At 55.7% G+C, this 25811-nt stretch carries 24 protein-coding genes and 1 pseudogene; 13 read left to right on the top strand and 12 right to left on the bottom strand.

Annotation, left to right across the window (positions count from 1 at the left end):
• Nucleotides 1-556 precede the first annotated feature (556 nt).
• A complete protein-coding gene (ctaD, locus tag F2982_RS28285) occupies nucleotides 557-2221 on the bottom strand; it encodes a cytochrome c oxidase subunit I (protein WP_203431477.1) in 1665 nt (554 codons plus the stop codon).
• A gap of 353 nt (nucleotides 2222-2574) precedes the next feature.
• Nucleotides 2575-2829 carry a helix-turn-helix transcriptional regulator gene (locus tag F2982_RS28280; protein WP_246777723.1) on the bottom strand — a complete coding sequence of 85 codons (255 nt, stop codon included), beginning with the start codon at nucleotides 2827-2829 and terminating at the stop codon, nucleotides 2575-2577.
• 215 nt (nucleotides 2830-3044) lie between these two features.
• Between F2982_RS28280 and F2982_RS28275 the strand changes: the two genes are divergently transcribed.
• Entirely contained in the window at nucleotides 3045-3737 is a 693-nt protein-coding gene (locus tag F2982_RS28275) for a CBS domain-containing protein (protein ID WP_203431476.1), read from the top strand.
• Nucleotides 3738-3952: 215 nt separating this feature from the next.
• Here the strand turns inward: F2982_RS28275 and F2982_RS28270 are convergent, their stop codons facing one another.
• The gene (locus F2982_RS28270; protein ID WP_203431475.1) at nucleotides 3953-4258 is read right to left on the bottom strand and encodes a DUF6522 family protein; all 306 of its coding nucleotides are present in this window, start codon (nucleotides 4256-4258) and stop codon (nucleotides 3953-3955) included.
• 323 nt (nucleotides 4259-4581) lie between these two features.
• Here F2982_RS28270 and F2982_RS28265 point away from each other — a divergent pair, with 323 nt between their 5' ends.
• The 3 genes from F2982_RS28265 to F2982_RS28260 are packed head-to-tail and all read left to right on the top strand — an operon-like array spanning nucleotide 4582 to nucleotide 5590.
• Nucleotides 4582-5052, top strand: a complete 471-nt coding sequence (locus tag F2982_RS28265; RefSeq protein ID WP_348652550.1) for a hypothetical protein — start codon at nucleotides 4582-4584, stop codon at nucleotides 5050-5052.
• Nucleotides 4965-5252, top strand: a complete 288-nt coding sequence (locus tag F2982_RS32215) for a 5-formyltetrahydrofolate cyclo-ligase (protein WP_348652547.1) — start codon at nucleotides 4965-4967, stop codon at nucleotides 5250-5252. The genes F2982_RS28265 and F2982_RS32215 overlap by 88 nt, the downstream gene beginning before the upstream one ends.
• Complete coding sequence (locus F2982_RS28260) at nucleotides 5249-5590, top strand: hypothetical protein (RefSeq protein WP_203431474.1); 342 nt, start codon at nucleotides 5249-5251, stop codon at nucleotides 5588-5590. The genes F2982_RS32215 and F2982_RS28260 overlap by 4 nt, the downstream gene beginning before the upstream one ends.
• A 14-nt stretch (nucleotides 5591-5604) precedes the next feature.
• Here the strand turns inward: F2982_RS28260 and F2982_RS28255 are convergent, their stop codons facing one another.
• Nucleotides 5605-6231, bottom strand: a complete 627-nt coding sequence (locus tag F2982_RS28255; protein ID WP_203431473.1) for a Tim44/TimA family putative adaptor protein — start codon at nucleotides 6229-6231, stop codon at nucleotides 5605-5607.
• Between the two features lie 190 nt (nucleotides 6232-6421).
• On the opposite strand from F2982_RS28255, the gene F2982_RS28250 reads away from it, so the two are divergent.
• The 4 genes from F2982_RS28250 (at nucleotide 6422) to metB (ending at nucleotide 10501) form a co-directional block, all read left to right on the top strand.
• Nucleotides 6422-7276 (top strand): LysR family transcriptional regulator, encoded by an 855-nt coding sequence (locus F2982_RS28250; protein ID WP_203431472.1) that lies wholly within the window; start codon nucleotides 6422-6424, stop codon nucleotides 7274-7276.
• Nucleotides 7277-7395: 119 nt separating this feature from the next.
• A complete protein-coding gene (locus F2982_RS28245) occupies nucleotides 7396-8688 on the top strand; it encodes a cyclopropane-fatty-acyl-phospholipid synthase family protein (RefSeq protein WP_246777722.1) in 1293 nt (430 codons plus the stop codon).
• 2 nt (nucleotides 8689-8690) lie between these two features.
• Nucleotides 8691-9317, top strand: coding sequence for a peroxiredoxin (locus F2982_RS28240; protein WP_203431470.1), 627 nt, complete (start codon nucleotides 8691-8693; stop codon nucleotides 9315-9317).
• A 29-nt stretch (nucleotides 9318-9346) separates the two neighbouring features.
• Nucleotides 9347-10501 (top strand): cystathionine gamma-synthase, encoded by a 1155-nt coding sequence (gene metB / locus F2982_RS28235; RefSeq protein ID WP_203431469.1) that lies wholly within the window; start codon nucleotides 9347-9349, stop codon nucleotides 10499-10501.
• Nucleotides 10502-10511: 10 nt separating this feature from the next.
• Here the strand turns inward: metB and F2982_RS28230 are convergent, their stop codons facing one another.
• Both F2982_RS28230 and F2982_RS28225 read right to left on the bottom strand, forming a co-directional pair.
• Nucleotides 10512-10934, bottom strand: a complete 423-nt coding sequence (locus F2982_RS28230; protein ID WP_203431468.1) for a helix-turn-helix domain-containing protein — start codon at nucleotides 10932-10934, stop codon at nucleotides 10512-10514.
• Between the two features lie 38 nt (nucleotides 10935-10972).
• Entirely contained in the window at nucleotides 10973-11428 is a 456-nt protein-coding gene (locus F2982_RS28225) for a MarR family transcriptional regulator (protein WP_203431467.1), read from the bottom strand.
• Nucleotides 11429-11476: 48 nt separating this feature from the next.
• Here F2982_RS28225 and F2982_RS28220 point away from each other — a divergent pair, with 48 nt between their 5' ends.
• Both F2982_RS28220 and F2982_RS28215 read left to right on the top strand, forming a co-directional pair.
• A complete protein-coding gene (locus tag F2982_RS28220; protein ID WP_203431609.1) occupies nucleotides 11477-13333 on the top strand; it encodes a chloride channel protein in 1857 nt (618 codons plus the stop codon).
• Between the two features lie 52 nt (nucleotides 13334-13385).
• Nucleotides 13386-14003 (top strand): carbonic anhydrase, encoded by a 618-nt coding sequence (locus F2982_RS28215; RefSeq protein ID WP_203431608.1) that lies wholly within the window; start codon nucleotides 13386-13388, stop codon nucleotides 14001-14003.
• A 22-nt stretch (nucleotides 14004-14025) separates the two neighbouring features.
• Here F2982_RS28215 and F2982_RS28210 read toward each other — a convergent pair whose 3' ends face one another.
• From F2982_RS28210 to F2982_RS28195, 4 genes and pseudogenes are all read right to left on the bottom strand, one after another.
• Complete coding sequence (locus F2982_RS28210; RefSeq protein WP_203431466.1) at nucleotides 14026-15150, bottom strand: HPP family protein; 1125 nt, start codon at nucleotides 15148-15150, stop codon at nucleotides 14026-14028.
• Nucleotides 15151-15168: 18 nt separating this feature from the next.
• Entirely contained in the window at nucleotides 15169-16065 is an 897-nt protein-coding gene (locus F2982_RS28205) for a LysR family transcriptional regulator (RefSeq protein ID WP_203431465.1), read from the bottom strand.
• 540 nt (nucleotides 16066-16605) lie between these two features.
• Complete coding sequence (rnk, locus tag F2982_RS28200; protein WP_203431464.1) at nucleotides 16606-17004, bottom strand: nucleoside diphosphate kinase regulator; 399 nt, start codon at nucleotides 17002-17004, stop codon at nucleotides 16606-16608.
• Nucleotides 17005-17600: 596 nt separating this feature from the next.
• A pseudogene (locus F2982_RS28195) lies at nucleotides 17601-18616 on the bottom strand (putative sulfate exporter family transporter).
• Between the two features lie 95 nt (nucleotides 18617-18711).
• On the opposite strand from F2982_RS28195, the gene F2982_RS28190 reads away from it, so the two are divergent.
• Entirely contained in the window at nucleotides 18712-19593 is an 882-nt protein-coding gene (locus F2982_RS28190; protein WP_203431463.1) for a LysR substrate-binding domain-containing protein, read from the top strand.
• 169 nt (nucleotides 19594-19762) lie between these two features.
• On the opposite strand, the gene F2982_RS28185 is transcribed toward F2982_RS28190, so the two are convergent.
• A complete protein-coding gene (locus F2982_RS28185; protein ID WP_246777721.1) occupies nucleotides 19763-21964 on the bottom strand; it encodes a HAMP domain-containing methyl-accepting chemotaxis protein in 2202 nt (733 codons plus the stop codon).
• 267 nt (nucleotides 21965-22231) lie between these two features.
• Here F2982_RS28185 and F2982_RS28180 point away from each other — a divergent pair, with 267 nt between their 5' ends.
• Nucleotides 22232-24331, top strand: a complete 2100-nt coding sequence (locus F2982_RS28180) for an ATP-binding protein (protein WP_203431462.1) — start codon at nucleotides 22232-22234, stop codon at nucleotides 24329-24331.
• Between the two features lie 53 nt (nucleotides 24332-24384).
• On the opposite strand, the gene F2982_RS28175 is transcribed toward F2982_RS28180, so the two are convergent.
• Nucleotides 24385-24798 (bottom strand): helix-turn-helix transcriptional regulator, encoded by a 414-nt coding sequence (locus tag F2982_RS28175; protein WP_203431461.1) that lies wholly within the window; start codon nucleotides 24796-24798, stop codon nucleotides 24385-24387.
• Nucleotides 24799-25152: 354 nt separating this feature from the next.
• Between F2982_RS28175 and F2982_RS28170 the strand changes: the two genes are divergently transcribed.
• A complete protein-coding gene (locus F2982_RS28170) occupies nucleotides 25153-25728 on the top strand; it encodes a DUF488 domain-containing protein (protein WP_203431460.1) in 576 nt (191 codons plus the stop codon).
• The last annotated feature ends 83 nt before the right edge of the window (nucleotides 25729-25811 follow it).

Here is a 25811-nt window from a genome sequence, read left to right as displayed (position 1 = left end):
CCCCGAGGCGCCCTTCATTATACTCACGGCTTGTGGCATAATGCTATTTTATGGAACTTATGGGCGGTTTTGCGCGAACCTTATGGAACTCGACCTGGCTCCGCTGTGCCCGGCTGCGAGCGCAGCGCAGACGTCAACGGAAGCTTCTCTCGGGACAGGGTCAGGACAGTCGGATGCAAACAGTATGGGACAGACGCAAAATCAACACTCCCGCCGCACTATGGTCGTGTGCCTTTGAGCATATGACGGTCCGCATGCTCGCTATCAATCGAGAAAGCACAGTTGCCGTCGGTAGGGATCGCAGTCGCTCGCTGCGTTCAGCTACCGAATTGACGTACCTATCCCGCAGGAAGATAAGATGTTGGCGACCAATGGATTCGGCTTCCAGCAGTTGCTATTGCCTGGGGCAAACGGTCACCAAATTCACGGTTCTATCGTAACGTGCTACATTCTCCCGAGGTTCGCCTGATAAAAATCGCGGGCCGCACCGTAAAAAGTCCAGTTCGACATTAGGGCGATGAGTGCGCCGTTTTTGCAGTCGGCCGATGAAATACCCTCAACGAATCCTTGGGAGCCTCTCCCACTGGTGATACGGCGGCGGCGAAGGCAGCTGCCATTCCAATGTTGTTGCCCCGCCCCCCCAAGCATTGTCTCCAGCGAAACGCTTTTTTGCGAAGGCTTCGAAGACACCGTAGAGGAAGATCAGCACCGCGAAGGCCGAGATGTAGGAGCCGATCGAGGAAACGTAGTTCCAGCCGGCAAATGCATCCGGATAGTCGATGTAACGACGCGGCATGCCTGCGAGACCGAGGAAGTGCTGCGGGAAGAACACCAGGTTGACGCCGATGAACATGACCCAGAAGTGCAGCTTGCCGAGGAACTCGTTGTACATGTAGCCGCTCATCTTCGGGAACCAGTAGTACCAGGCAGCGAAGATGGCGAAGACGGCGCCGAGCGACAGAACGTAGTGGAAGTGAGCCACGACGTAGTAGGTGTCATGCAGCGAGCGGTCGAGACCAGCATTTGCCAGCTGAACGCCGGTGACGCCACCGACCGTGAACAGGAAGATGAAGCCGATCGCCCAGACCATCGGCGTGCGGAACTCGATCGAGCCACCCCACATCGTTGCGATCCAGGAGAAGATCTTCACGCCCGTCGGAACGGCGATGACCATCGTCGCGAAGACGAAGTAGCGCTGTGCGTCGAGCGACAGGCCGACCGTGTACATGTGGTGAGCCCAGACGACGAAGCCGACGGCACCGATGGCGACCATGGCGTAGGCCATGCCGAGGTAACCGAAGATCGGCTTGCGCGAGAAGGTCGAGATGATGTGACTGACGATGCCGAAGCCCGGCAGGATCAGGATGTAGACTTCCGGGTGACCGAAGAACCAGAACAGGTGCTGGTAGAGGATCGGGTCACCGCCGCCTTCCGGCGCGAAGAAGGTCGTGCCGAAGTTACGGTCGGTCAGCACCATGGTGATGGCGCCAGCCAGAACCGGCAGCGAGAGAAGCAGCAGGAAGGCCGTGATCAGAACAGCCCAGGCGAAGAGCGGCATCTTGTGCAGCGTCATGCCCGGTGCGCGCATGTTCAGGATCGTGGTGATGAAGTTGATCGCGCCGAGGATCGACGAGGCACCCGAAATATGTACAGCGAAGATTATCAAATCTACCGCGGGCCCAGGGTGTCCAACACTCGACAAAGGAGGGTAAAGCGTCCACCCGGTACCCGACCCGTAGGCTCCTGCCGGGCCTTCGACGAACATCGACAGCACGAGCAGCAGGAAGGCCGGAACGATCAGCCAGAAGGAGATGTTGTTCAGACGCGGGAACGCCATATCCGGGGCACCGATCATGATCGGAACCATCCAGTTGGCGAAGCCGCCGATCATCGCCGGCATGACCATGAAGAAGATCATGATGAGGGCGTGAGCGGTGGTGAAGACGTTGAACATGTGTTTGCCACCGTCGATCGCGGCGTCACCTTCGAAGCCGTAAACCATCGAGGCCAGACCGTTGAAGATTTGGATGCCGGGCTCCTGGAGTTCCATTCTAATGGCGATCGAGAGAGCGCCTCCGACGATACCAGCAACGATAGCGAAGATCAGGTATAGAGTTCCGATGTCTTTGTGGTTCGTCGAGAAAAACCACCGATTGACGAAGGAGGGCTTGTGCGGATGCTCATGAACTCCGTTTGGGACGCTTGCGTCGGAATGAGACATCTCTAATCTCCAGAAAAGTACCGGGTGCGAACCTAACTATGGGGAGCTTGTCACTCGACCGCACCTGCAGATATAGGAAAATTATCGCATACCGATAGTTTTCCGTAAAGCCATATTCCGGGTGACTGCGGTAAACCTAAATCCCGATCGCTCTGGAGGTTGCTACCAAAAACCCCTCTCCATTTTTTCTCGGTCAATCTGACGTCTCTTCGTGCTCTTCCCCCGTAATGACCTTAAGTAAAGCAAGGAACCGTTTCCGAAGACATCCGGGGGTTTCTCTAAACGCTCTCAATAATCGTACCTCCCGACTACTGGTCACAGCCATCGCCTTTGCACCAAGCCTGACGTCCACCTCAGATGGCACTGGTTGGTCGAAAAAGTACTGGAGCGGGACTTTGAAAAACTTGGAAACCGAGAACAACATCGCCGCGCACTCGGTTTGTGCCGTTCTCGTACTTCTGCACTTGCTGAAATGTGATCCCAAGTTCTTGGGCTAAGTCACTTTGAGACCAACCAAGACTCAACCTCGCTGATTTAACGCGAGCGCCAATGAACTTGTCGATGTCTGTAAGTCGGCGAGTTCGCGCAGCTTTTTCGGAGACGATCACAGGCGTCCCCCCAATACATTATGCGTGCGTCACCCTAATCGCATCGTCACGGGCTGTGTGCAAGCAAATGTCGGTACGGGTTCGATCCGGACCGTTACGTGGACGAATGCGTTCAAGCGATTTTTTTGCACTTAACCGACAATTATCCTCGGTTGTCTTTCGCCAAACGAGCGAGCAAAGTCGTTTTAAAACAGGCCGTTCCGAAGGAGCTAGCCATGTATGCGCAAGACGTAATGACCACCCGCATTATCTCCGTGAGACCAAAAACGACCATTCGGGAAGTGGCGAACCTGCTGGTGTTACACAAGATCAGTGCCGTCCCCGTGATTTCATTCGGGCGGCTGCTGGGTGCGGTCGGAGAGAACGATCTTCTGCACCGTGTTGAAATCTCAACAGAGAACCACATTCGGACTTGGTGGCGCGATCTATTTACAACATCAACGGCCATCGCAAGAGACTACGTAAAATGTCATTCCTCCTACGTGGAAGACGTGATGAACATCAATGTGACGACGGTGTCCTCCACGACCACCCTCGCAGACATTGCTGATCTTCTGGAAGCGGGACGAGTGAAATGGTTGCCCGTCCTCGAAAACAACCGCGTTACAGGCATCGTCACGAGAAGCGATCTGGTGCGCGCGCTTGCTTCCAAGCCGGTGCTGAATCGTTCATTCATGCGCGCTGACTCGACGATCCAAGACGATGTCATCAGCTCCCTGCGAGATGCAAACTGGACGATTTCCGGAAGCACTCGGGTCAAGGTCAGCGATGGCATTGTGTTGCTCGAGGGCACATATCGTTGCGAAGCGGAACGCAAGGCCAGCGCAATATTGGCGGAAAACATTCGGGGGGTTCGGCATGTCGACGATCGCCGCGAATTCCTGGACCTCAGTTTCGCGGCCTTTTGATGAAAGGGCAATAAAATGGAAACTTTAAACATCGACGTCTTCTTCGATTTCCGTTCCCATCGTGCACGGGCTTGTTGGAGCAGCCAGGAAAGGGTTCTGCCCGGCGAATACCGAGATCACGAGGCAGCTAGGCGGGCGGCCCTCAAGCTCGTAAGGAAGACGCTTGCACGCGATCGAAAACGCATTGGGAGTCCCGAGATCAGGGTGTGGTTGCGTTAGCCTTTATCGGAGCGAAGGTTTTGCATTCGATGGAGCGCGATAGGTGAAGGCCTACGGAAGGTCATGATCTCGTGAAGGATGGCATTCTCATTCGTGATAACCGCCTGCCATTGACGGTTTCCGAACACGAAAGAGATACGACGAGTGCCTTCATCGTCGCCCACACCATTCTCCACACGGCCCACTATAAAGCCCTCGCGCATATAGCGGCGAAATTCACCTTCCGAAATTCCAAACCGGTCGGAAACAACGTTTCCGTCTATAATCGGGTCGTCGGCTTTATGGTACTTTCCCTCGACCATTCTGAACGCGGACCTCCTCTTACGACGAGCGACAAACATAAGATCACATTCTTTCTGCGAGAACAATATGACGGGTTTGTTCTGTCGACAAGATGGTAGGTTGAGGCTATGCATGGAAGTCACGGACTGATTGACAAGCTTTATCGCCGGCGTGAGAGCCTCCAAGCCGCGCTTGATTGGCGCGAATCCCTTCACTCGTCCAGCGACGAGGATGCAGGAGACGGTACCGAGACGGAATTACGCGATGAGATAAAAGACATCCAACTGGAGATCGCAACTATCGAACGCCGACTAGCACATAGACATTAGTGGAGGACGTCATCTTGGCTTCAGTGATAAATGATTCCGAGCCAAACGAGTTCTCGTCTCCAGCTTGCTCGCTCCACGAGGTGAGTTCGTCCTACATGGGATCGGATAAGAACGGCGATGCTATCACCGATGTCGCTGTATGGCGAAAGGCGGAGCGGGTTCGACTGATAGAGGCGAGGAAAAGCCTTTCGCGAGAGGACCGAGAGCGTTGCACGTTTGCCATTGCGACCGCGCTAGACGAGATTTTTCCCGAGATCGATGGTAGGATTGTCAGCTTATACTGGCCGTTCCGGGGCGAACCGGATTTAAGAGCATGGATGGCAGCCGCAGTCCTACGCGGCGCGACCTGTGCCTTGCCTATTGTCGTCGGAAAGGAAAAGGCGCTTGCCTTCCGGACGTGGAACACCGGAGAGGCTCTGACGAGAGGCGTTTGGGATATTCCTATCCCCACCGGGGAAAGGAAGTTCGTCCAGACCTCATCATAGCGCCCTTAGTCGGCTTCGACACATCCTGCTATCGACTTGGATACGGGGGTGGCTATTATGACAGAACGCTGGCGGGTATCACCCGACCCATGGCTGTGGGCGTCGGCTTTGAACATCAAAAACTTAAAACGATCCATCCATTGAAGCACGACATTCCGATGGACATGATAGTGACCGACGTAGGGGTCCGCGTCCGGTGATGGAGGCTCTGGGACCGCATTTGCTGTCAACCGGCCCGATGTTTCTGATGCCCGCACTACTGTTGGCAAGCATCGCTCTCAGTTGGAACGCCTTTCTCTTGATGTTCGAACCCGTGAAGGCTGGACACCAGGCTAGGATTGTCATCATCAACTTCGCAGCATCGATCGCGGTCAGCGCGAGCGGATTACTATTTGTGAACTGCGGCGTCTGGTTGGGGAGCGGATTGTTTGTTACCGCCCTTGGCCTGGCCAACTCGCTCCGACGATATCGAGAGCGGGGCTCGCTGGTTTCCGTTTCCGCGATATTCTTTTGTCTGTATCTGATCACCGCGAACTGACTGCTTCCTATTTGCTAGGCCGCTTTGGTCGTTGTGGATGCCTTAGGCCGTTCGGGGACTTCGTCGATTCCCACGGTATCAATCACCGCTGCACACCAATTTTGACCGCGATCGTTTTGCTCCCTTCGAAAGATCCAGCGGTCCAGTCGTTTATCCGACGACCAGCTATGTTCGGTGCCGTCGGGTCTATGCACCGTCTCAGTCTTAACGCCAACGAAAATGACGGTGATTTCAGAGCAATCGGCAAGGTTTCTTGCATCGGTGATGCAGGCGCTTGTAGTCTCGCTCAAAGCGATATCCAACGTTTCTTGCCGCAAATTTCTTTCGTCAATGGCTTTGCAGAAAGCGTCGAAGACTTCTGATGTCATCAAAGGGCGCAATCCGTCCTTGTCGCCTCGGGCGAAATCTTGGAGTATGAGGCTGCGTGCCTCACGTGCGCCATACAGAAAATCACTCTCCGAAAAGTGTTCGCCGCGCTTCTCAAGCATATCGCGGGTAAACGCTTTGAGTTTACAATCCGCGTCTGGCGGCTCGCTCTCGTCGCCTCTATGACTAAAGGCGGGAGCGGCAAGATTGAAAATCATCCAGTAGAAGACGAGAGTTGCTACGAGAGTTATACTGTCGCTGGGAGTGTTGTGCATGGTGGCCTCCTTCGTTGCTGGCAGGCCATTGGTTTTTTTGTGCTACGATGCCAAGGAAACAGTTTCCAGGTTCCGCTTCATAAACTCGCGGACCATGACCTTGAGAAGAACCTCTCCCCTATTTGATGATTGAGCAAACTGATTTAAATGCTAGTCTCAAGCAAAATTATTGCTTGAAAGGAATACGGCAATGGACGTCGACCGGGCGCGAACCTTCCTTGAGATCATCAATACCGGAAGTTTCTGGAAAGCTGCTGAACGGTTGAACGTCACGCAGACCACCGTCAGTGCCCGCATCAAGACACTTGAGGAAACCCTTGGGCGGCAGTTGTTCACGCGAAATCGAAATGGTGCCCAACTCACCCCTGCGGGGCGCGAATTCGAGAAATATGCAGCCTCGTTCCTTCAGGTCTGGGAGCGCGCCCGTCATCAGCTTTCTCTTCCTGAAGGCCAGACCAGCTTGGTAGCGCTCGGTGGAGAGCTAAGTCTGTGGGACCCTTTGCTCCTGGATTGGTTGATCCAAATGAAACATATGGCACCCCACGTCTCCCTTCAGGCACACGTCGGAGTACCTGAGCACCTGATGGAGCAACTGCGCACTGGGACACTCGACATTGCCGTCCTGTACGCTCCCAGACTTCTTCCCGGATACAAAGTCGAGCTCGTCGAGGAGGAACACTTGGTTCTTGTACGAAGCACGGTCGACAAGGCAGCGACAACCGGTGTCGCCGAGTTTGTTCACGTGGATTGGGGGCCAATGTTTTCATCCCACCTGGAAGCGGTCTCAGGTAGCCGGGGAGACCCCGGCTTGATGGTCGGCCTCGGCCCGCTCGGCCTGAATTACATCCTTCGGGTCGGCGGCACAGGCTATTTCAGAAAGGGCGCGGTGGCCCGGCTCATTGAGCAGGGCAGATTGGAGCAGATTGAAGGAGCTCCGGAATTTTCATATCCTGCTTACGCGGTCTACCCGGAAGCATCTGAAGACAACGTCGATATACAAACCGCTATCATGGCTCTTAAAGGCGTGTCGGATCTTGCCGGCTGACATCGCGCCTCCCACTTCATGTTCCCTTTTTCCGAATTAACGTCTCTTGTCATTCATTTTTCAAGAACTATAGTGCCTGTGATGCGAGCAGTCGCAGCTTGTTATGAGGCATGCCAAAAGTGTTATTCGAAGCCCTCCTTTCCAATCTTATTCAGATCGGAACTCTTGATGTCACCCTTCCCAACGGCACCCGCAAGCAATTTGGTTCCGGGCGCGAGCCGAGAGCATCACTCGTCATTAGGACCCGGCGCGCAATGCGACGGCTTACCTTCAATCCAGCGCTAGCCCTTGGCGAAACGTACATGGACGGCGATATAACGCCCGGATCGGGAACACTGTTCGAAGTACTGGATATTCTAACCCTCAACTGGATGGAGGGAGGGCAACATTTCTTCGACAAGGCGTTCGAGAAATTTCGCTGGGTAAGGCGCTGGATCGACCAGCTCAATTCGATAAGCGCCTCACGACGAAACGTAGCTCATCACTACGATCTCGATGGCCGCGTCTATTCACTGATGCTGGATGAGGACATGCAGTATTCGTGTGCCTATTTTCCGAGAGGAGACGAAACGCTTGAGGAAGCGCAACTCAAGAAAAAGATTCACATAGCCGCAAAGCTGAAACTTGATCAGCCCGGCCTGGAGGTTGTCGATGTCGGATGCGGTTGGGGAGGCATGGCGCTGTTCCTCGCGCGGGAATACGGTGCTCGTGTTACTGGTTTGACGTTGTCGACCGAGCAATTGAATGTTGCGAGAAAGCGAGCACATGAAGCCGGCCTCGCCGATAGAGTAACATTTCAGCTTCTTGATTACCGGAACTGGACGGGTCAGGTTGACCGCGTCGTTTCCGTGGGAATGTTCGAGCACGTAGGCATTGATCACTACCGAACTTTCTTTGACAAAATTTACTCTATGCTGAGGCCTAACGGCGTTGCCTTAATTCACGCGATCGGGCGCGCAGACGGCCCTGGCAGTACAAATCCATGGATCGCTAAATACATTTTCCCGGGTGGTTATTCGCCGGCAATCTCGGAGGTCCTATCCGTCGTCGAAAAATCGGGCCTATGGGCAACGGATGTCGAGATATTGCGCCTTCATTACGCAAAAACGCTCGCGCTATGGAGGGAAAAATTCGAACAAAATCGGGCGGCACTAGCCAATATCTATGACGAACGGTTTTGCAGGATGTTCGAGTTTTATCTGGTAGCCTCAGAGCTCGCATTCCGTCGGGCCGGGCATATGAATTGGCAGGTGCAGCTGACACGTGACATCGCGACATTGCCGCTTTCCCGCGATTACATCTTCGAAGAAGAGAAACGGATTTCCATGCCGCTTCCGCACCAGCTCGGACAGCCCATGGTATCAAACCAGAACATGCCAGCCGACGAGCGCGTCGGCAACACAGGAGCTTGAAAATGACTCTTCGACTTGGACAGACAGCGCCGGACTTTCAACAGGACAGCACCCAAGGTATGATTAACTTCCATGAGTGGCTGAGAGGCTCATGGGGCATCCTATTTAGCCACCCCAAAAACTTTACGCCCGTTTGCACAACCGAACTGGCGGAAGTCGCGCGGCTCAAGCCGGAGTGGGACAAACGGGGGGTTAAGCCTATCGGGTTGTCGGTAGATGATTTGGATGCTCACGAGAGCTGGGAGCGCGACATCGCCGAGACGCAGGGTCACGCGCTCAACTTCCCTATGATCGCCGACGTCGATAAAAAAGTCGCGGAACTTTACGGCATGATCCATCTGGAGACCGATCCGACTGTGACCGTACGAGCGGTTTATGTCATCGATCCTCAAAAGAAAGTCCGCTTGACTTTAACCTACCCGCCGAGCGCCGGACGAAATTTTGTCGAAATCCTTCGTGCCATCGACAGCCTCCAACTCACCGACGCCCAGAAGGTCTCGACGCCTGTCAACTGGGAGCCCGGTCAGGAGGTGATTATTTCGCCATTACTGACCAAAGAGCAGGCCGAAAGTCTCTTTCCTCAAGGCTGGCGTGAGCTGCGTCCGTATTTGCGCATGGTAAAACTCTAAGAATCCGAGGGAGCCGGACGGTTCGTATCATGCCGGAAAACAAGGACAACAAGACCGTAGCCGTCTCCAACGGTATCGCCGCCGACACCGTCTTCGGCGCGGTAACACCGCCACTCTATCTCTCGAGCAATTACGCTTTCCAGCAATTCGAAGCCGCCCAGCAATATGAGTATTCGAGGACTTCTAACCCGACGCGTGAACTCTTGGCGGACACCGTCGCAAAACTTGAGGGCGGCGTCGCCGCGGTCGTCACAGCTTCCGGCATGGCGGCACTGCATCTGGTTCTCAGCTCTCTGGCAGTCGGCGATCGCGTCCTGGCTCCCCATGATTGCTATGGCGGCACTCACCGTTTGCTGACATCTCTACGAGACAAGGGACAGCTCGCCCCAGACTTCGTCGACCAAAGCGATCCAGCAGCTCTTGGTTCAGCCTTCTATAAAAAACCGGCATTGGTACTCGTGGAGACGCCGAGCAATCCACTGATGCGCGTCGTCGACATTCGCACGATAGCGCGCCTTGCAAAGGAAGCCGGAGCGAAACTCGCGGTGGACAACACCTTTCTTTCGCCCGCACTACAGCAACCGATCGAGCTCGGCGCAGATATGGTCATCCACTCGACCACCAAATATCTCAACGGGCACTCGGATGTTGTCGGAGGTATAGTGGTTTCCGCATCACCGGATGACGACGAGAAACTCAAATCCTGGGCAAACCTTATCGGTGTTACGGGTTCGCCCTTCGACGCTTACCAAAGACTGCGCGGTGTAAGGACGCTCTTCGCGAGGATAGAGAGGCAGCAACGAACGGCCGGCCTGATCGCAACAATGCTAAGCCGCCGGAAAGAAGTTAGCCGCGTCTATTATCCCGGACTGCCTTCGGACCCAGGGCACGCGCTTGCGTCGAAACAGCAAAAGGGTTTCGGCGCAATGCTGAGCTTCGAACTCGACGGCGGCATAGGAGCAGTGCGAAATTTCGTGCGGGGCCTCAAGATTATTACTCTGGCGGAATCACTCGGCGGTGTGGAAAGCTTGATCGCACATCCGTCCACTATGACCCATGCCGGAATGGGCAACGAGGCGCGCCAAGTCGCCGGAATACGAGACGGTCTTCTCAGGATGTCTGTTGGGCTTGAAGCCGAGATGGATTTGCTTGGTGAGCTTTCCGATTGCCTTGACAATCTTTGAAAGAGGTATTTCAGCAGTCCTGCAGATGTTGCAGGAGCAGGATCAACTCAGGGGCCATCTCCTTGATTTCCGTCATATGCGTTGCGCTCAGCCTAAGCATGATCTCCTGTGATTTGTCGGTCAGCTCGAGGTATTGCCGCCTCTTGTCCACGGGATCTACCTTGCGATCCACGAGGCCGTTTTTGGCCAGACGGTTGACGAGTTCGGTCGCAGTATGAGGCGCGATCAGCAATCGTCCCGCCAAAAGGCCGATTGTCATCGGCTCCGGGCCTGGATGCCCCTTTATAGCAAGCAAAGCCTGATGTTGCTGCGAAGGAAGCCCCTCCTCCTGCGCGGCCGAGGCGCTGAATTCCGAAAATTTGCGCAATGCGAACCGGAGCGTCGCCAGCGTCTGATAATCGGCGGCGCTCAATGTTTTTTTACCGCGGGTCATCCGTCCTCGTGTTGCCTTGTCTCGTTATGAACGGACGATTACGCCATCCAGGCGATCTTTTCCAGCTTTCGGCGGTCCTGCAGGGCTCGAAGCGCAAGCATGAGCTTTGGTGCCATCTCACGAATTTCGTGAAGGTGCACGCCGCTCAAGCCTTCGAGAATTTTCTCCGCTTTCGCAGTCAGCGCCAAAGTCTGCTTCCGGCCATCAGACTTCACTGCCTGCCGCTCCACCAGACCCTCTTCCTCCAATCGATCGACCAGGCCAGTCGCTGTCTGTGGTGCCACCAACAGACGATCGGCGAGCATTCCAATCGACATCCGTTGAGATCCGGAAAGGCCTTTGATCGCAAGGAGCGCCTGATGCTGCTGTGGCGTCAAACTGAGTTTTTGGACCTCATAGGAACTGAAATCGGTGAACCGTCGAAGCTCGTAACGCAGGTTTGCCAACGCCTCGTAGTCTCCGGGTGAAAGGAGCTCTGTATCGTGTTGCGTCATTTTGCACTCCACTCTGAATTCCAATTGCTTTGTATCGTAACACGATATATGTGCGTGCCAAGAACGAACTTCATTCTGGAGAAAGAATTGCCAATACCCCCTCCCCCACGAAATTATCCGCAGCACGATTTTACCGGCGGCCTCGCACGACGCGAAGCTGGCGACTTCACGACCGATCGGCGCGTTCTGCTACTCATCGGCATGGCTGTGATCGTGGGTTCCGGCGGCGCTATGGCGGCATGGGTTCTCGTGAGCCTTATATCTCTGGTGACGAACCTGGTCTGGTTCGGACAATGGAGCATTACACCGTCGTCTCTTGCGGCGGCGGCGCGCTCGCCTTGGATGGTCGCTGCGCCAGTCCTCGGTGGGTTGGCCATAGGTCTGATGGCGCGCTTCGGATCGGAAAAAATCAGGGGTCACGGGATTCCGGAAGCAATCGAAGCGATCCTCATTGGCGGCAGCCGCATGTCGCCGAAGGTCGCTCTCCTGAAACCGCTGTCCTCCGCCATCTCCATTGGCACAGGCGGACCATTTGGTGCGGAAGGCCCGATCATCATGACCGGCGGGGCAATTGGTTCGCTGTTTGCCCAGTTCTTTCACATGAGTGCGGCAGAGCGTAAAACGTTGCTGGTCGCTGGCGCGGCAGCGGGAATGACCGCGATATTCGGCTCGCCGATCGCGGCGGTCATGCTCGCGGTCGAACTGCTGCTATTCGAGTGGAAGCCCCGCAGTTTCATCCCCGTCGCAGTTGCCGCCGCCGTTTCTGTGTGCTGGCGTCCGTTCATCTTCGCCGACGGCCCACTGTTTCCCACGCAGTTCCATGTTCATCTCGCATGGTGGGGTATCCTGCTCTGTGTCGTGATGGGAATTGTATCGGGCCTTCAGTCCGGCCTGCTGACCACCCTGCTATACAAGATCGAAGACGCGTTCGAAAAACTTCCGTTTCACTGGATGTGGTGGCCGGCCGTTGGCGGTCTCGTCGTCGGGTTGGGCGGACTGATCGAGCCAAGAGCACTCGGTGTCGGCTACGACATCATTTCCGATCTTCTCAGCAATCACATCGTGGCCAAGGCCGTTATAGCCATTCTCCTGGTTAAGGCAGGCATTTGGCTAGTGGCGTTGTCCTCCGGAACGTCTGGCGGCGTTCTAGCGCCCCTTTTGATCCTGGGCGGTGCGCTGGGGTGGATCGTCGGACTTGCTTTTCCAGGCGAGCCCGGTTTCTGGGCTCTACTCGGCATGGCGGCGATGATGGGCGGAACGATGCGCGCGCCCCTGACCGGAGCGTTCTTCGCTTTTGAGATCACTGGCGACGCAAGTGTCATGGTGCCACTTCTTGTTGCGACGGTATCTGCCTACGCGGTCACCGTTCTGTTGTTGCGCCGCTCGATCCTCACCGAGAAGATCGCGCGCCGCGGTCAGCACATCACGCGGGAATACGGCATCGATCCATTTGAGCTGACCCGTGCAGCCGAAATCATGATCGAGCGTGTCGACACCTTCTCAGCCAAGATGACGGTGGCGGAAGCCTGCGTGTTTTTCGCCGGACAGGAAAAGACGCATCGCGTCTATCCTGTGACGACTGACGACGGGCGGTTCGAAGGCGTGGTTACCCGTGGAGACGTTCTCGGCTGGCAAAGCAACCCTGAGCTCGGCAGCCAAACGCTCGGTGAGCGGGTATCAGACGCCTCGCTTCCTGTTGGACATCCCGATGACACAGTCGGCTTCATCGCCGACCTAATGCTCTCAACTGATAGTGCGCGGATACCGATAGTCCATCCTGAGAGCGGGAAGCTTCTTGGCCTCATCGCCAGAAAGGATCTCCTGCGATTGAGAAGCTCGCTGAGGACGAGCGAGCTTGAACGCCGGCCATATCTTGGAGCCAGGAATCAAGAGCCCGCGCGATAGCGTCCAGAAAGGGCTGCGCGACGCATCATGCGCCGCGCAGCCAAGCAGCGTGATGGAGATCTCAGTGCTAGACCATTTGTTTCAAAAAAACCGACTTTGGGCGCAGGGCAGACTGGAACAGGACCCCGCGTACTTCAAAAAGCTCGCTGCGATACAAAGACCTCAATATCTTTGGATCGGCTGTTCAGACAGTCGAGTTCCCGCCAATGTCATCACCGGACTGGAGCCGGGCGAGGTATTCGTGCACCGCAACGTCGCAAACCTCGTTCACCCGAGTGACCTGAATCTACTTTCGGTGCTGGAATTCGCGATCGAGACGCTGAAGATCGAGCATATCATCGTGTGCGGGCATCATGGGTGTGGCGGCATCAGGGGCGCAGTCGACGGCAGGTCACATGGCATCATCGACCACTGGCTGCAACCCATCCGTGACGTCGCAAGCAGGACATTCGAATGCAAAGATTGTCTCATTGAAGACGACGAGGGGCTCAACAAGCTCTGCGAGGCGTCGGTGATTGATCAGGTCGCAAAGCTTGCGCGGACCCCGATAATCCGCAAAGCTTGGGATCACGGAGCGCGGCTTCGCATCCACGGATGGGTTTACAGCCTGAGCGATGGTATTCTGACGGATCTCGACTCCAGTCAGGGTACGACACGTCATAGAAAATAACATCAAGCGAAGGACTTCGCTATCACGCCGCCTTTTGTTGTGTGGTCTTGTCTGTGGGCAGCAAACGGGCAACCGCGCTCAACAGGTCTGTCTGCGAAATCAGTCCTATAACGTGACGCTCTTCGTCGACCACAATAACGGCATGGCTCTCGCCATCGGTTAGTGTTGGTAGAACGGACATCGCGGGGTCGCGCTCGTTTGCGGTCGCAGCCACACGTACCTTGGTGATCGCATGGCCGTCCTCAAGCAACTCCCGCAGTCCCACGGTGCCGACCAGCTTGTCGAGCTCGTCCTTCACCGGGAGGGTTCGAATGTTATGCTTCAGAAGGAGGCCACGCGCGGCCGATGGGTCAGCGTTAAGATCGATCGAGATTACATCGCGGGACATAATGTCTCCGCAGCTTATCTCACCATGCGACCTTATAGCGGCCTGGAACTCGACTTGACGCAACAGCCGCGAAAGGTCGTCGCGATCAATGTCGAACGTTTCTTCAAGCGTGTCTAAGGCCGCATCAAGGTCCTCTTCGCGGAATCCCACGCGAAGCGAGGACGGGCGGTCCCGCGTGTTGTGAAGGTTTTCCGCCGCATTTTGCGCTACATGCGGATAGTTACGGCGCGATAGTTTGTGAAAAACCAGTCCGAGGCCGACGAGAATGCACGAGTTTAAGGCCACAGGGATGAACGGGAAAAGGAAGCCCCATCCAGCAACAACCGGTCCACCAAGCACGGCGGTCAAGGCGGCCGCCCCGCCCGGCGGGTGAAGGCTTTTGGTGAAAGACATGGCTGCGATCGCCAGCGCGACGCCGACGCCCGTGGCGATGATGGGGTCGCTGATGAAATAAGCTGCGGCCATCCCCATAAACGCCGAGATTGTGTTGCCGCCAATGATCGACCAGGGTTGTGCAAGCGGACTTGATGGCACCGCGAAAAGCAGTACAGCCGAAGCCCCCATGGGGGCAACGATGAACGGCAAATGAGGACCCGCTCCGAAAAAGTAGCCACTGACCAGGCCCGTCAATCCAATGCAGATAAGTGCTCCCAAGCATCCGACCATTCGTTCGCGAAGCGTCGCGCCAGCGAGGATTGGCTGAAAGATCCTGTAACGCGGGCGAAGTTCGCCGCCACTGTGCAGTGGTGTTTGGGGCATAGGGTGTCTCTCGGGAGGTTAGGTGCTATGATGTCTATTGATGTCTCGGGTGCTCGAAAGCACCTTTTCAAAGGCAGCCAGCGATTGGGGCTGATGATCTTTGCGCGAAACCAGGATGGTTTCGATCGCGCCTAGGGAGATCGGCATCGTGCTGGCAGCATGAGGCATGAGATCGTAGACGGATCGTGGCATCACGCCGGCTATGTCCCCTGTCGAGATGCTGGCCATTATTGCGTGGTAGGAGCCGTGCTCGATGGTGCGAACACTGGAGTGTTCAAGCCACCGTTCGGCAGCCCGGCGATAGGTACATCCGGGCTCCAGTGCTGCAACGCCTGATACACGCAGGTCACTCGCGTTTTTTATCGGCTTATGTCCAAGAGGCAGCACTACCAGCAGATCTTCCGAGAAAACGGATCTCGCGTCCAGCTTCGAAACATCCTTTTCGAAAGCAATTGCATCCGCGACCTGCTTGGGCGGCCGCGCTACTAAAGCGCAATCGAGCGTCCCCCGGACAACTTCAGACAGCAACTCTTGGGACGCGCCAAGCTTCAGCTGGAGGGAAACTTCCGGCCACATCCGATTGAACTCGGCAAGCGCAGTGGGGAGCCGACTCGCCGCGGTGCTTTCCATCGTACCCACTCGCAATTCTCCGCTCGGAGCAAAAGGCCCAACGGCCTGTCTGGCTTCGAGCGCGAGAGCGAGGAGGCGAGTGGCGTACTTTGAGAACACCTCGCCCTTCGCCGTTAGCGTCATCTTCTTACCGTCACGGCTGAAAAGAGAAGCGCCGAGGTCTTCTTCGAGTTGCTGGACACGCGTGGTGACGTTCGAGGGAACACGACCGAGCTCTGCCGCAGCCCTGGTGACGCTCGACTCTCGTGCCACGGCGAGAAAGATTTCGATTGACGAGAGGTCCAAATATTTGATCTCTATCTCGGAACGGTTCCAATGGATGGTTCTCCATTACAGAAAGAACCAGGGTTGCTCAAGGGCTTTTTTGGAGGGGCCGCCATGGATGTGAGATCGGAAAGGGATGCTTGGCGATTATGGTATGCATGGTATCCAGTGAGACCTCAGGACGACGGGGTACATTGGCTTGAGGTTATTTGGCGGCGTCGACTAAGTCGATGGCCGATCCCCTATGAGTTTCGGACATTCAGAAGGTCTGTAGACAAGGCGCGCGAGGCGGCAAGGCGTGAAATTTGAAATTCCGGACGATGCAAACCCGTGGCGATCAATGTCAGTCGCCATTCCTGGCCCGCTGCCATCTCCCTCTAGGCGGCGGGCCATTTCCTAATCGAAAACACGCATGCCGAGACAATACATCGCGTTTGACATGATATCACCGGTGCTGCGCATGGATCAGTTACCGGCAAATTCCTTGACAGTCAAATGTCGAAACCGATCGTTGGACGCAGTTCTGACATCGTCACGCTTGAGATTTCCATCCAGCGATCATCACTTTCCAACCGACACAACCTTCAAGGTATGCGTCGTTCCGTCGCGAGCTACCCAGCTTATGGATTGTGCTTTCGATAGTCCAAGCAACGCTACCCCGATTGGCGTCAGGATTGAAATTCGGTTTTCCTCAATATTGGCTTCGCCCGGATATACGAGCGTCACATTCCGAGGTTCGCTCGTCCCGGTCCGGTATGTGGCTGTTGATCCCATCTGGATCGTCCGCTGAGCCGCCGCATCATCGACTACGACAGTTGCTCTCTCGAGTTCAGCCATGAGTTCATCTCCGACGGCCATATCTTTGTCCATCGAAGCCTGCGCCAGAGCCGTAAGGCGTCCATAGTCGGCTTGTCTGACGAGAATAACTGGCTTGTTCGAAGTTAGCGTGCTTTTAGTCACGAGCGCCTCCATTTTCACGGTTCTACAACCGCGGCAGAAAAATTGGAAAGGTGGAAGTCGCGCAAGAACGTGAAACAGACCCGTCGCCCGGGGCGCGACGGCAACCGGGAGCGGGCTACGATCCTGCGATCGGGCACAAGCGGAAGGGCACGGACTGTTCCAACTTTGACATCTCAGCAGCATCGCTTCGCCTACCAGCGATGTCAAGCACTCAAGGTTCCCGAGAACCGCAAATGTACCGAACCGACCGCGATCATGAGACGCCTAAAATCATCTGCGCCGCTCCGGGATATGACTACAATCGGGCTCCGCCTTCACTCCGTCACACCCCGGCGCGAGTCTCATCCTGATTGACGCTGAATCTCACCTAGATTGCCGCTGTGCAGACGTGATCACCTGAATTGGATGCTTCGTCATATGACTACTCTTAGTGTTACCATTAGGACTGGCAGTCAGCAGGACGTCAGCGCAAGACGGCCTTCACCGTGGGCTTACGACACTCGCTACAACGAGCTTTTCTGAAATTACCTGACTGCTGTCAAACCCGAAGCGGCGAGAAATCTGCAAACAGAGTCATGGTTCAACAGCCGAGCATACTAAGCAATTGGCTGAGGCAAAAAATGGGTAGTGGCAAGCGCTAGGCAGAGCAGCATTGCGATTGATACGCAGCCGGCAATGAGCACACGTCCACCGGACGCCATCACACTGCGCAAGTCGACCGAAAGCCCAAGGGCAGCCATCGATACAGTTGTGAGAGCTGTAGAAGCTGTTCTGAAGGAGCTAACTGCCACATCCGGGATGAGGCCGATGGAACGGCAAGCAATCATGGCAACAAAGCCAACGATAAACCACGGCACTAAATGTCCCATCTTCATTCGAACTGATCCGCGGCGGCCCGACTTCAGACCAAGCAAAACAATAACCGTCCAAGCATAAGAACGCGGACCAATTTTACCAGTGTACCGATTTGAGTGCTCACCGTTCCGACAGGGACTGTCGCGGCGAGGACTTGTGGGACCGCATAAACTGTTAGCCCAGCGATGACTCCATATTGCCACTGTGTCACGCCTAGGATTTTGAATGCGGCCGGCAGCAGTAAAACCACCGCAACACCTAACACCGCAGTGAAGGCGATAGAGGATGCGACATCTTCCGAAGAGGCGTCGATTACCGGAGCTGCAGCGACAATCGCGGAATTGCCGCAGATCGAATTGCCGCATGATACAAGCGTCGCAAGCCTGTCATCCAGTCCAAAGGCGCGCCCGATAGCATAACTCAGGCCCAAGGACGCCACAACAACCGCAACAATCGATCCAAACAACAGAGGACCCGCCGCAGATATCGCTGACGCGCCTATAGTTCCGCCCAACAGCACGATGGCGACCTCAAGCAGGATCTTTGACGAAAATCCGATGCCGAGCATATATTGCTTCGGCAGTGCGAAGGTTGTGCGCAGCAGCGTGCCGAGTACAATCGCGAGAACCAACCCATCGACCCAGGTCTCCCCGAACAACCACATCTCCAACCGCTCCCCGCCGTAGGCGGCAATCGATATTGCCGCGGCGAGTGTGATCCCGGGAATGACTTCCAAAACTTCTGTGTCACGCGACATTTATGTGCTCCACATTGGCGGAAAGAGAGAATACTTCTCCTAATCTTTGATATCCATCTGATGTTTGTTGGTGCTTCATTCGGAAAGTTTGAACGATGACCCTAGAACAGCTTAGAGTGTTCATCGCAGTTGCGGAGCGACAGCATCTTACGAAGGCTGCCGAGGCCATTAACCTCACCCCATCAGCGGTGAGCGCGTCGATTAAAAGCCTCGAAGATTCAAGCGGCGTGCAGCTCTTCGACAGGGTTGGCCGAGGAATCCAACTCACGGCAAACGGCCGGGCGTTCCTCAAAGAGGCGCGAGAAACAGTATCGCGAGCATCCGCCGCAGCGCGCTTTCTTTCGGATCTAGCCGGACTTCACCGCGGCCACCTCGAGATCCAGGCCAGCCAAACCATTGTGAACTACTGGCTTCCACAAAGAGTGATGCGCTTCCGCGAGAGGTACCCCGCCATCACCGTCGGTGTTGAGATGGGAAACACGGTTAGTGTAGCAGAGGCTGTTATTTCCGGAGACGCGGAACTCGGTTTTATCGAAGGCGAATTCGAGCATCCGCTGCTCTCGTCCAAAGTAATCGCAGAAGACCAGATGCTGGTCTTCACTATGTCGGGTTGGATAGATTCCACGATAAGGGCAGAAGATATTAATCGATACCCGTGGGTTACCCGAGAGCGAGGATCCGGCACGCGCTCCTTTTTCGAGACATCTATACAGCACCTAGGCTTCGCCGCCGAAAGTTTAAATGTCGTCTTGACGCATCCGTCCAATGAGGCCGTTTTGAGCGCTGTCAGGGGCGGCGGGTGCGTAGCGTGCTTGTCTCAGGCTGTGGTGGAGCCGTTCTTAGCAAGCGGCGAGATGATAAGGCTCCCTCTTGACCTTCCTCCACGGTGCTTTTCCATCTTACGGCACAGGGACAGAGCATTGTCCGCAGCGGCCGCAGAATTCAATGCCTCATGTCATGCCGAGACAGATGGATGACACACCCCCACGTCATAGTAGGAGGAGATTGCAGCGAGTTCCGACGACTTGATGGTTCGTTTTTCGAGCGCCGCGTGGGAGTAAGGGCAGCCGGGTTTTGAAGGCTCGGGCTTGGCTCCGAGCTCGGCTTTGCTTTTAGCAACGCAACTATCTCGCGGGGGGCGCTGGCTCATGAACGTGCAGCAGAGCTCAGACGCCCACCGGGGCCGGTGAAGGCGCTTGCAAGTTTGGCAATAGCTTGCCGAGCAGCGGATGGAACAGGGATTTGCGCGGGTGCGATCGCCGGGTGGGGGTACGAAGCTTCCCCCTCCGCGGACCCTAGTTGGAACTGCCCAACGACCTGCCGCAGCATCCCGGCTTCAGCTGCAAGTGTCGCGCCGGCTGCACTTGCCTCTTCCACCATAGCGGCGTTCTTCTGAGTAACCTGATCCATTTGATTAACGGCCGTGTTGACTTCACTCAGTCCTATGGATTGCTCGCGAGCGGATGTGGCGATCGAAGCCATGTGGGTGTTGATCGCCACAATGAATGTCTCGATCTGCCTCAGCGCCTCGCCGGTTTCGCTGACAAGCTTGACCCCTGTTTTTACCTCAGCTGCCGACTGCTCTATCAATCCTTTGATTTCTCGTGCGGCGTTGGCGGACCGCTGGGCAAGCTCCCTCACCTCCTGAGCGACAACGGCAAAGCCTTTGCCTGCGTCACCTGCACGAGCCGCTTCTACACCAGCGTTCAGGGCGAGCAAATTAGTCTGGAACGCTATGTCATCGATAACGCCGATAATGTTTGCTATTTGGCCGGAGGAGTTCTCGATCCGTCCCATTGCTGTCACTGCACTGGCAACAATGCCTCCCGATCGACGAGCGCTTTCATTTGCCTCACTCGCCAAGCCGCGAGCTTCTTCTGCCCGCTTGGTTGAGTTAGCAACATTAGTGGTAATCTGATCCAGGGCAGCGGCGGTTTCCTCAAGCGAGGCAGCTTGTTGTTCCGTTCGTCTTGAAAGGTCCTCGGCGCTGGTGCTGATCTCTCGCGATCCACCATCGATGGCATTGGTAGAACGAGCAACCGTCGAGAGCGTCGCGCGAAGCTGGCTCATAGCACTGTTGAAGTCGGTTCGCAGCCCCTCGAAATCAGCCGCGAAAGCCGTATCTAGCTCGAACGTCAGATTGCCTGCGGCCAGCTGACGAAGGCCTTCTGCTAGGCCCTGCGTGGCCTGCAACATCTCCATGGCACGCACACGGTCTTGCTCTGCCAAGTTTCGACGCTGTTCTTCACTGTGATTGCGCTGGTTCGTGGCCTCTTGCTCAAGCCTGCCATTTTCAATCGCATTCTTGCGGAAGACGTCCACTGCTCCAGCCATTGCGCCAATCTCCGTATGGAGCCCTAGCCCGGGTATCTGCGTGTCAAGCCGCCCTTCCGCCAAACCACGCATCGCGCTTGCCATGTCCAGAACCTGACGGGAGATCGACCGGCCAATCGATGTCGAGAGAAACAGGAGTAGAAGTATCATTGCGCTAACGGTGATACCGGCAAGCCAAAGCGCTTCCTTGGCACTTGCGGCCCCGGCCGCTTCTTGAGCGATCTTCACTGCCGCGGCGCGATCGTGGAACTGCTGCACAAGAGGTTCGACAACCGCGAACGCCTCCGAAACGCTCTTTCTTGCGACCGTTTCATCGCTGGCCGCCGCAACATAATCGTGAAAAGATGTCCTGTATGAGCTCAAGGTCCGCAGAGCTTCGTCCTTCGCAGATTGCCCGCCAAAGGCCTGCGGCGCGAGCGACGCCAGGTGCTGGGCTTCAGCATCGTGGGCCGCAGCGTATTTCGGATCGCGACGCATGATGAAATCTTTTTCGTGGCGCCGCAGCATAAGCATCGAGATCTGCGTATCGGCATCTCCACCCGCTTGAAGCTTTGTCTCCAGTTTATGGACGGCTTCCCGCATGGCGCCCTCCAACCCCAGGGACGGGTCCAGACCGAGCCTGATGTTCGTCGCGACAAGCGTCTTGAAGCGATTGTTGTATTCAGCATAAGTGCCCGCCACCTTGTCGAGAAGTTCACGAAGGTCGCGGTCGTCTACCGACTTCTGGAGAGACTGGATTGTATTCAACAACTCGGCCGAAGCAGCGTCGTGCTTTTGTATCGAGAGTTGATCCTTTCGCAGAAGGAAGTCCTTTTCGTGCCGGCGAACCTGCAAGAACATCCCGTCTAGTTCGGACATCGTAAGATTGAGCGCGTCGATCCGCGTCGTCTTGTCCTCGTAAAAATGCTCAGTCGACCGCTCGGTTATGAATATCGCGCAAACTGATAGAAGCGACACGACGGCAAGAAGTGTTAAGAACACAGTCCTGTGGGCTATCTTAATCCTGCCAAGCATCGCGAGCTCCCTATCGGCATAATTGCAGCGATGAGGCTAGATGACGATGACTTAAACTGGTCTTAAAACTCCTTGGAAAAGCCCCGGGTCAGACTTTGGTCCGATGCTTTCAAGTAGTAAAGGTAGGTTATTCTCTCCCACGCGCAACGAATGCGCGAGTACCCAGGTATTTTTTCGGACAGTTTCCACCAGGCCGGCTGACTTCAGCCCGCGCTTCAGCCCATTTTTAGTTCGCAACCGACTATTGCCGTGCCGCGGATAGGCGTTATGTCGGCTCAACAAATTGCTCACATTCTCGGTTTTTCGATGCGAAAAAAAATACGTTGGCTCGCGCTTTTGATCTTAGCCGGAACGATTCCTGTGCTTATCGCTGCCGCTATCATGGCGCATTTCTACATCAGCGAGAAGAAAGTTAGTTTTGATGACGAGTTGAAGGAAAGTGCGAAGTCGCTGTCAGTGGCGATCGCCCGTGAGCTTGAATCCCAAAAGGCGTTGCTCTCGATTATTTCGGATACGCCTCGTCTTGATCCGCCGATACAGCCGGGAAACTTCGAAGAATTGGCTCGCCGGTTCCGCATGCGATTGCCGCTTTGGGAAATGTTGCACGTCGCTGATTTGCAGGGAAATATTGTCCTGTCCGAGCCCGCGTCAAATTTGGACCCGCCCAGAACCACGGTCCGCGATATTGATAGCCTCCAACTCGCGTTCAAAAGCGGCGCGCCTGTGGTCGGCAATGTGTTCCGTACCAGCAAAGAAATGGCCGCTTTTCCGATACGCATACTGGTAAAGCGAAAGAAGGCAGTGTTCGTGCTCAGTGCGCTGGTGCGTGCGGATGCCATCGGCGCCGTCGTCTATCAAAACATCGACCCGGCGCTATCGAGTGTCTGGGTTACAGACGAGAAGGGCGGGCTTGTTGCGGCGACCCGTGCCTCGCCGTCTGCGGTCGGTGACCCGGCAAAGGATTTCGCAGCATTGAAGACGACTGCGAACGGAGAGGCAACCGATCAGTCTTTGGCAGATGGCGAAGAAGTCCGCATAGCTGCTCTTCCAATTTCAGGGACGGGCTGGAAAGTCCACGTCGCAATCCCGATCGCCGTTTACCAACGGGTCGTTCGTGAGGGCTATGAACTTGTTGCGGCGGCGGTGGCAGCCATTACCGCCCTGTGTATCGCGGCAGGAATCCTGCTCCAGCGAGAGCTCGAAGCCCGTCGTCGTCAAGAGGCTTCGATGGCCATCATGCAGCGCATGGACGCGCTGGGGAAATTGACGGGCGGCGTGGCACACGACTTCAACAACCTGCTGATGGTGTTCCAGGCCGGGATCAACGGACTGCAAAGAAGGCGGCTCGACGAGACCAAGTTCGCGACCACGATCGATCTCATGGCCGATGGCGTTGCACGCGGAAAGGCCATTACCGAGAGATTGCTCTCGTTTACGCGTCGTTCGACGCAGCAGGCTGAGACCCTGTACATTCAGCATCGTGTTTCTGAGCTTGAGGAACTTGTCCGCCAGGCTGTCAATGACAGGATAATTGTGGAAATTGACCTAGATCCTGACCTATGGCCGATCACGGTCGATCGCCAGGGCCTGGAGGTCGCTATCGTCAATATCGCCACAAACGCAAAAGAAGCGATGCCAGACGGAGGAAAACTGGTCATTCGCGGACGAAATATACCGCAACCCTCGGGAATGGCCCGATCGATGCGTGAGGGTGCGGTTTCGTTAAGCCTTATAGACAACGGTCAGGGCATTCCGGCTGACCGCATTGATCGGGTCTTTGAGCCGTTCTACACGACGAAGGGTCCGAAATCGAACGGTCTAGGACTCAGCCAGGTTTATGGCTTTGCCCAGAGAACCGGTGCAGACGTCCGTGTGAATAGCGTGGAGGGTCATGGTGCCGAGGTGATGCTCGTCTTTCCCCGCGCCAAAGCCCTGGCTGATGTCTCTCTGGAGATATCGCATCGGCCTTCTCTTCCGCGTCGCGTGTTGGTAGTTGACGATACCGCAGCTTCGCTTGACGCCTGCAAGTTGGCACTAGAGGTGGAAGGCGTTCAAGTGGTGACCGCAACTGGTGGCGCCGAGGCGTTGGTTATATTGCGTCAAAACCCCAATCTGAAGCATGTTCTTTCCGATGTCATGATGCCCCAGATGTCCGGGCTTCAACTTGCAGACCATCTCAAAGCCGATCATCCCGATGTCTCTATCGTCCTGATGACTGGCTACAGTGACGCCCTGGAGGGTGGCTTGCAGACGGAAACACCTGTTGTGAGAAAGCCATTTGCGGTAGAGGAGCTTGGCCCCGCCTTTGCTGCAGCAGACAAGCTGAACGAGAGTGCGAAGAAGATCATCCCGCTGCATCCGAGTTAAGAACGTGTCGCATGGCAGAGGCTGCGCCAAACGGGATTAAGTGCTGTAGCATTCTACTGATCGTCAGGCTGTAGGCCTGCGGCGGCCTCCATGAGAGCGATGAACCGTGCCTGGAGGGATGGCGGGCAGTTTCTGAATGCGCTGAGCAGCCGGAACTCTAGCCTGCTCGCGGGCATTGCCTTAGCCTCAGGATCTTTTCCATTTGCTACTGCTTCCTGCTCGCCAAGAAAATAGCTTAGAGGGAGCTCAAACAGTCCCGCTATCGTCACCATGGCGGCCGCGCTTATCCTGTTCGAGCCCTTCTCGTATTTCTGGACCTGCTGAAATGAAACACCAAGTCGCTCTGCCAAAGCGGTCTGCGACCAGCCCTGGTTCATCCTTGCTGCTTTGACACGCGCTCCGACGAACCGGTCGACATCCGTGGTCTTCCGATTGCTTCGAGCGCTCTCCAATTCTCTTATTGTCAACTTTTTCCTCCAACTGCAGGTGCCTCGCGCCCCTGCCGCACGATCATGCAGCAAAGTCTCACCGTATGCTCAGCAGTGCAAGTAGCAGACCATCAAGGATCGGAATTCCGCACCATGTTTCAAGAGGGTGGGTTGGAAGAAGTTCACTTACAATCCTGCAGGAGTCTTCCGGCATACCTCTGCGGCGCCCGGGCAAGCATTTTTCCACACCATTGCCGCGGCAGAGTGAAGCGTTGAACCACAGTTGCTCACTCAGCGTTAGGTGATGGAGAGCCTTTGTGAACTACCGAAGCCGACTGAGAAAGAACCTGAGGAAAGCGGACAAAGCAGCGCGAAACGACCGCGAGGTACACCATGACTGCCCTAACGCCTGGACGCCTGCCAATCTACACGATCGGACACTCAAACCGATCCCTGCAGGAGTTCATGGATCTTCTGCGCGCGCCGCAGGTGGAATGCGTCGTTGATGTTCGGAAGATGCCGATGTCGCGGACGAACCCTCAGTTCAATTCAGATGTTTTATCGGATGCACTACTGCATCACCACATAGCATATCGCCGATTGGACGCACTGGGCGGTCTCCGATCGAAGGCACGTACGATACCTTTCGAGCTGAACGCCTTCTGGAAAAATAGAAGCTTCCACAACTACGCTGACTATGCACTTTCCGATACATTCCATGAAGGCCTGAGTGACCTTGTCCAGCGCGGGCAAAGTTGCGTATGTGCTATTATGTGCTCGGAGGCCGTGTGGTGGCGCTGCCATCGCCGCTTGATCGCGGATAATCTTCTCGCACGGGATGAAACCGTATTCCACATAATGGGACAATCCCGCATCGATCGTGCAAGCTTAACTCCCGGGGCGCTGGTGAATCGCGACTACAGGGTCACATATCCGGTTGTTAAAGACTTGGTTTGTCCTCATAGCTAGCGCGAGCTATCTCGATGCTGCTCCTGGGACCCGCTTACCATTCGCGCGAAAGTTCCCGGTTTGCGGCTTTTGCATGATCGAAA

Origin of the sequence: Rhizobium sp. BG4 (assembly GCF_016864575.1) — a bacterium.
Classification (GTDB): Bacteria; Pseudomonadota; Alphaproteobacteria; order Rhizobiales; family Rhizobiaceae; genus Rhizobium.
This window is presented reverse-complemented; position numbering and strand designations above follow the sequence as displayed.

Coding starts and splice junctions, on each gene's coding strand:
- F2982_RS28210 (WP_203431466.1), bottom strand. CDS start 15,150: ATGCCCCAAACACCACTGCACAGTGGCGGCGAACTTCGCCCGCGTTAC.
- F2982_RS28240 (WP_203431470.1), top strand. CDS start 8,691: ATGACTCTTCGACTTGGACAGACAGCGCCGGACTTTCAACAGGACAGC.
- metB (WP_203431469.1), top strand. CDS start 9,347: ATGCCGGAAAACAAGGACAACAAGACCGTAGCCGTCTCCAACGGTATC.
- F2982_RS28250 (WP_203431472.1), top strand. CDS start 6,422: ATGGACGTCGACCGGGCGCGAACCTTCCTTGAGATCATCAATACCGGA.
- ctaD (WP_203431477.1), bottom strand. CDS start 2,221: ATGTCTCATTCCGACGCAAGCGTCCCAAACGGAGTTCATGAGCATCCG.
- F2982_RS28225 (WP_203431467.1), bottom strand. CDS start 11,428: ATGACGCAACACGATACAGAGCTCCTTTCACCCGGAGACTACGAGGCG.
- F2982_RS28190 (WP_203431463.1), top strand. CDS start 18,712: ATGACCCTAGAACAGCTTAGAGTGTTCATCGCAGTTGCGGAGCGACAG.
- F2982_RS28215 (WP_203431608.1), top strand. CDS start 13,386: ATGGAGATCTCAGTGCTAGACCATTTGTTTCAAAAAAACCGACTTTGG.
- F2982_RS28185 (WP_246777721.1), bottom strand. CDS start 21,964: ATGCTTGGCAGGATTAAGATAGCCCACAGGACTGTGTTCTTAACACTT.
- F2982_RS28170 (WP_203431460.1), top strand. CDS start 25,153: ATGACTGCCCTAACGCCTGGACGCCTGCCAATCTACACGATCGGACAC.
- F2982_RS28220 (WP_203431609.1), top strand. CDS start 11,477: ATGTGCGTGCCAAGAACGAACTTCATTCTGGAGAAAGAATTGCCAATA.
- F2982_RS28275 (WP_203431476.1), top strand. CDS start 3,045: ATGTATGCGCAAGACGTAATGACCACCCGCATTATCTCCGTGAGACCA.
- F2982_RS28230 (WP_203431468.1), bottom strand. CDS start 10,934: ATGACCCGCGGTAAAAAAACATTGAGCGCCGCCGATTATCAGACGCTG.
- F2982_RS28180 (WP_203431462.1), top strand. CDS start 22,232: ATGTCGGCTCAACAAATTGCTCACATTCTCGGTTTTTCGATGCGAAAA.
- F2982_RS28255 (WP_203431473.1), bottom strand. CDS start 6,231: ATGCACAACACTCCCAGCGACAGTATAACTCTCGTAGCAACTCTCGTC.
- F2982_RS28270 (WP_203431475.1), bottom strand. CDS start 4,258: ATGGTCGAGGGAAAGTACCATAAAGCCGACGACCCGATTATAGACGGA.